Genomic DNA, 5,519 nt, shown 5'->3' on the forward strand with positions numbered 1-5,519 from the left:
GGCCGTGCGCAACGGCGCGGCGCAGGATAACCCGGTCGAACTCCTGACCATGCTCGTCCAGGCCCCGGATGGTCAGGGTGGAGTACCCGCCGGGCCGGCCCGGATCGGACTCGGCAGCCACGAAGGCGTAGTCGTCGAAACGGGTCCGCGACCAGTTGATGGACTCCGGTGCCTTCGTCCCGTCGGCCTGCCAGACATAGCTGTTCGGCACAACGTTCGAGCCCGGTACGATTTTTCCTCGGTAGGACTCCGGCTCACCAGTCTGGAACTGGTAGCGGGGCCGTCCCGCGCTGCCCGCGACGATGTAGGTGGTGCCGTCCTTCGCGGGTTCGATCGTCGAGCCGTCGGGCGCCTCGCGAGTCGGTGCGTTCGCGCGGATCGGGTCGGTGCGCTCGTACAGGTGGTTGTGGCCCTGCAGCACGAGGTCGACCTGGTAACAGTCGAACAACGGCGCCCAGGCGCCGCGGACGCCGCTGTCGCTGGCGTGCTGCGCGGTCGTCGAATAGGCGCAGTGGTGGAAGAAACAGACGATGAAATCGATATCCGGGTCGTTCCGGTAGCCCTTCAGCGTGCTCTCGACCCAGGACGTCTGCGCACCGTTCGAATAGCCGGTGTTCGCCTTGATCTCATAACTGAGGTCGTTGGCGTCCAGCGAGAGCACGGCCACGTTGCCATGGACGAAGGAGTACACGCTCGGGCAGCCCTGAGGCCCCCCGCCGGGCAGGTCCAGGCGGGCGAGGTGGCCGCCGTAGCCGTGCGGGGAGTAGAGCGCCTCCATGTCATGGTTTCCGGTGGCGAACATCCACGGCGTGCGGGCACTGCTGACCTCGATGTCGGCCAGGTAGACGTCCCAGACAGTCGGGTCATAATTGTCGAAACCGGTAGGAGATACACCGGAGGCCGTCCGCTTGGGCGGCTTTCCCTGACCCGATGGGTCCGCGTAGCTGATGTCCCCGGCGAGCAGGTGGAACACCGGGTCCTGGCGGGCGATGGCCGCGGTGACAGCCGACGCGTGGGCGACCATCGGGGCGTTGTCGGCCTTGTAGTAATTGTCATCGAACACACCTTTCGGATCGCCCGGCGGGGTGGTGTTCGAACCGTGGTCGCCCATCATCGTGAACCGGAACGGGCCGCCATGGCGTCCCTTCCGCTGTCCGGTGCGGACCGCCTGCACGGGGGTGGATTCCCCACCGGGAATCCGGAAACGGTAGTAGTATTCCCGGCCCGGCGTCAGATTGTCGAACGCCGCGTGCACATAGTACTGTTCGACGGCGAGAATCGAGCCGTCGGCCTGGGGGACCTGGGACAGCAGCGGTCGGATCTCCGCCTCGACCGTACCGCCGAGACCGCGTCCCGGCCCGATATCGACCAGAACCTTGCCGCGGCCCGGGTTACGCGACAACTGCGCCGCCAGCCGAAGCTGCCGGGACGGATCGGCGCCGAAGGCGGTGTGCCTGCCGCCCACGAGCAGGGGACTGTCGTTCGTGGCGGCGTAGGCGGCCCGGCCGAACGGCGTGCCGAACAGGCTCGCCGCGCCGGCGCCAGCCAGACCGCCGAGCAGAATCCCGCGTCGGCTGACCGGCCGCCGCCGGAGAAAGGTCTGGAGCCATTCGTGCTGCTCGGCGATTGTCATGTCCTCGGCCATACCGGCCGGAACACCCGACGCCACCACTTCGCTGGGAGGACTCACAGGCATACCGCTGAAAGTAGGCCCGTCGCCTGTCGAATATCGCAAATACACGGTGGCGAACCACCGAAATATTTGTAAACATCGCGGGAGGGCTTCCCTGGCGGAGTCAGCCCGCTGACGGGCATCCGCCAGGCATTCCCGAACGGCTATCTCCCGCGGGTGGCTCCGGCTGGCGTTTCCGTCAGCCGGAGCCACCCTCACTCAGGGCTCACTCAGGGCTCACTCAGCGCCGCTCAGCCGGCACCGCTCAGCCGGCACCGAAGAGCCCCTGCGCGAGAAAGCCGCCCGCGGGCGCCGCGGGCGGGACGGCGAACAGGGCGCTGGAGGTGTGCCGGATGAAGGTGTTCAATGCGTCGCCGGCCGCGAGGGTCCGCTGCACCGCGACGAACGCCGTACGCGGGTCGGCCTGGTAGGCCGCGAAGAACAGGCCGGCCTCCGGCTCGCCGGCTGAGTCCAGGCCGTCGTCATAGGAGTAGCCACGACGAAGCATGGCGATCCCGCCGTGGAACGACGGGTGGGACAGCCGGACATGGGCGTTGCCGGCGATCGCCAGGCTGCCGTCGGCTGCGCGGGCAGTGAAGTCCGGCTGGATGGTCTCAGCGCCGCCCTGCCCCAACGGCGGTGCCGAGAGCGCGGTACCGTCGGACTTACGGCGGCCGATGACCGCGCTCTGAGCCGTCTCGTCCAGCCGCGCCCAGGCATCGAGCAGCATGCGGATGCGCCGGCAGACCAGGTAGGACCCGTCCCGCATCCATTCCGGCCCGCTGGACACCCACACCGCCCGCTCGAACCGCGGCGTGCCCGGTCCCGGGTTGTCCGTGCCGTCGATCTGCCCCATCAGGTTGCGTGGGGTGGACCCGGGGTTGAACGCGGCCGCCGCGGAACGAAGGAATCCCCGCTGGATCCAGCGGGGCCTGGCATCCTGAGCGGCGAGACGGCGCATCTGCCGGGAAGCCGAGACCGCGACCATCGGATCCTCGGCGCAGACCTGCACGCCGAGATCCCCGCCACTGCGCGCCGGATCGAGCTGGTCACCGGGCATCGCGGGAATGTCCGCGAACTCCGCGGGTATCTGCGCGTCGAGACCGGCGCGGCGCAGCGCGGACGCGCCGAGCCCGATGGTGATCGTCAGCCCCGCCGGTCCGAGTCCCTGGGTGTCCCGCTCAGCGCCGTCGAGCGGCTCGCCTCGCATCAGCACCGCGGCGGCGGCCGTCCAGGTGCGCAGCACCGCGGCGAGGGATGCGCGGACCGCAGCCGGGCCGGACGTCGTCAGGTCGTAGGCGGTGAAGACGAGCTGCGCGGGAGGGCGGTCGGCGATTCCGGGCTGGTGACGGCCGTCGCCCACCACCCCGGCCAGCGCCTCACGACGGACCGCGGCGACGCGGTCCGTCCCGCCCGGCTGGTCCTCCTGGGGACGTTCCGCGGCAACGGCGACACCGCCGTCGAGGGCCATGACTCCCCCGAGGCCTCCCCCGATCGCGACACCACCGCCGAAGCCGAGCAACCCGGCGCCCCGCAGCACCCTGCGGCGGTGGGGACCGATCGGGCGGTTCTCCCGGACCGCATCCGTCGCATCGGCGACATCCGTTACATCGGCAGCGTTCACAATGTCCGACACGCCCGCCCTACCGGCCCTATTGGACATACCAGTTTCAGCCATACCGGTTCCATCCGTCCTGTCGCTCACGGGATCCATACCGGCGCCGCGGTGAGATCCGACATCATCCTCGGGCCGGCAATCCTCGGGCCGGCAATCCTCCGGCCGGCAATCCTCCGGCCGGCAGCCTTCGGGCCGACGTCAGGGCGGCGATTGCCACCGGAGGACACCCGGGTGAGCCGTCCGGTGAGGTGTTCGCATGGATCATAGGGCAGTTCCGCGATGTCCGTGAGGTGCATGTCCCGCATAGTGACTGCCGAACCGCACTCAGCGCCGCCCATCCCGGGTCCAGAGACGTCGTGTCGTCGAACGTTTACACATAGATACAGAATGAAGTGGAAATGCCGAACGGCCTGCCAACGGGCGACACGAGGAACCGATCAGCCTGCAGGAACGATCAGCCTGCAGGAACGATCAGCGTGCGGGAACGATCAGCGTGCGGGAACGACGACGTCACCGGCGCGCGGGACCATGCCCGGCCCGGCGGATCTCACCGGTCGCAGAGGTTCGGGTCGGTGCCCCAGCCACACAGCACGTTCTTCTCGATCTTCCCGGTGGAAACCTTCGGCAGCTCACGGAAGGTGATCTGCCGTGGAGGGCGCCGTCAACCACCGCGGGGCGCTCGGCGAACGCCCCGGCCGACCTTGACTAACCCGCCGCACTTCTCCGGGCGACGGGTTCGCCCCGGCGACGGGCCAAGCCCCACCGTGCACTCGAGTTCAGTCCGCGCAGCGCCCTGCGCACGGCCGGGTGCTGGCTGGCACGGTGCACCGGGTAGCGCCACGGCGGCTGTTCGCCCTGGCGCGACGCCATCGAGTAGGCGAACGACACCGGATCCTGATCAAGGTATGGGTCCACCCGTTCGAACCAGGCCATGCTCGTCCGCGCCGCCGCCTGCAGAGGACCCAGGGCCGCCCGGCCCCGCCGGTCGAAATCTCGCAGCGCGGCCGGCAGATCGCCGCCGCTGTCGTACATGCTCTGCGCGAGCACGACCGCATCGACGATCGCGAGCGCCGTGCCCGACCCGAAGGCGAAGTGCGTGGTGTGGGCGGCGTCACCGATCAACACGACGTTGTCGTGGTACCAGCTCCGATTGGTGACATCGGCGAAGCGCAGCCACCGCGCCGCCCGGCCGCGGCACTGGCTGATCAGCGGATGGCCGTCCAACGGACCAGAGAAGATCTTTTCCAGCATCCGCGGCGCGTCCTCGGCGCTCAGGAGATCAAGGCCGAGTCCCTTCCACGTCCGCTGGGAGCATTCCACGATGCAGGTGCTGACGCCGACGCTGGACGGATAGGCGTGGAACCAGATCCATCCCGCGGAGGTCCGTTCGAAGGCGAAGGTGAAGCTGTCGAAGCGCTTGTCGGTGCCGAGCCAGATGTACGGGTTACCGCCGATCTCGACCTTGGTACCGAAATCGTCCTGGGCCAGCTGGCGCACCCGGCTGTTCGCGCCGTCGGACGCCACGACGAGATCGGCGTCGGCGTACGGGCGCAGGTCGTCCACCTCGTGCCGGTACTCCACCTCGACGCCGAGGTCGGTGGCCCGCCGGGCGAGGATCTCAAGCAGCGCGGCCCGCTGCAGGCTGAAGCCGTAGCCGGTGAGATATGCCGCCGACGATCCGCCCAGACTGATCCGCTGTTCCTGCCAGAGAGTGGACGCAGCCCGCAGGGCACGAGCGCTGCCTGGGTCGTTGCGGAAAAGGACGTCCAGAAGGTTATCCCAGTACACGACCCCCCAGCCGTAGGTCGCCCCGGGCGGGTCGCGTTCGAGGACTATGATCTCCTGGCTGGCGTCACGGCGTTTCGCCGAGATAGCGAAGTAAAGTCCTGCCGGTCCGCCCCCCACACAGACGATCCTCACCGCAGGTGCCTCCTCTGCGTTCCTCCTCCGCGTGACCCGGACGGCGGGTGGCAACGACCGTTCGCCGGCTCGTCACCACCGTCGCCCCGGAGAGGAGCACCGCCAGCGGATGTCGTGGTGCCCACTTGTCGGGTTGCCCGGTTACCCCGCGTTGTCGGGTTGCCCCGCGTTGTCGGGTTTCCCGGTTTCCCCGCATTGTCGGATTTCCCGGTTGTCGGGTTGACCGATCGTCAGATTGCTGGTCGGGTTGCTGGATTGTCGGGAGCCGGGATCACCAGCCACCCCAACGACCCCAGCCACCCCAACGAC

3 protein-coding genes are annotated in these 5,519 nt (G+C 68.8%); all 3 read right to left on the reverse strand.

The genetic code is table 11. The annotated features are described in order from the left end of the window. The coding region (locus AC08OO_RS20340; protein ID WP_476618921.1) for a purple acid phosphatase family protein at positions 1-1,696 on the reverse strand (1,696 nt) is incomplete at its 3' end. Positions 1,697-1,937: 241 nt separating this feature from the next. Continuing rightward, a complete protein-coding gene (locus tag AC08OO_RS20345; protein ID WP_476611316.1) occupies positions 1,938-3,308 on the reverse strand; it encodes a Dyp-type peroxidase in 1,371 nt (456 codons plus the stop codon). A gap of 687 nt (positions 3,309-3,995) precedes the next feature. Continuing rightward, positions 3,996-5,210, reverse strand: a complete 1,215-nt coding sequence (locus AC08OO_RS20350) for an FAD-dependent monooxygenase (protein ID WP_476608467.1) — start codon at positions 5,208-5,210, stop codon at positions 3,996-3,998. Between the last annotated feature and the right edge of the window lie 309 nt (positions 5,211-5,519).

It is taken from the genome of Frankia sp. CeCAU1 (assembly GCF_977971845.1).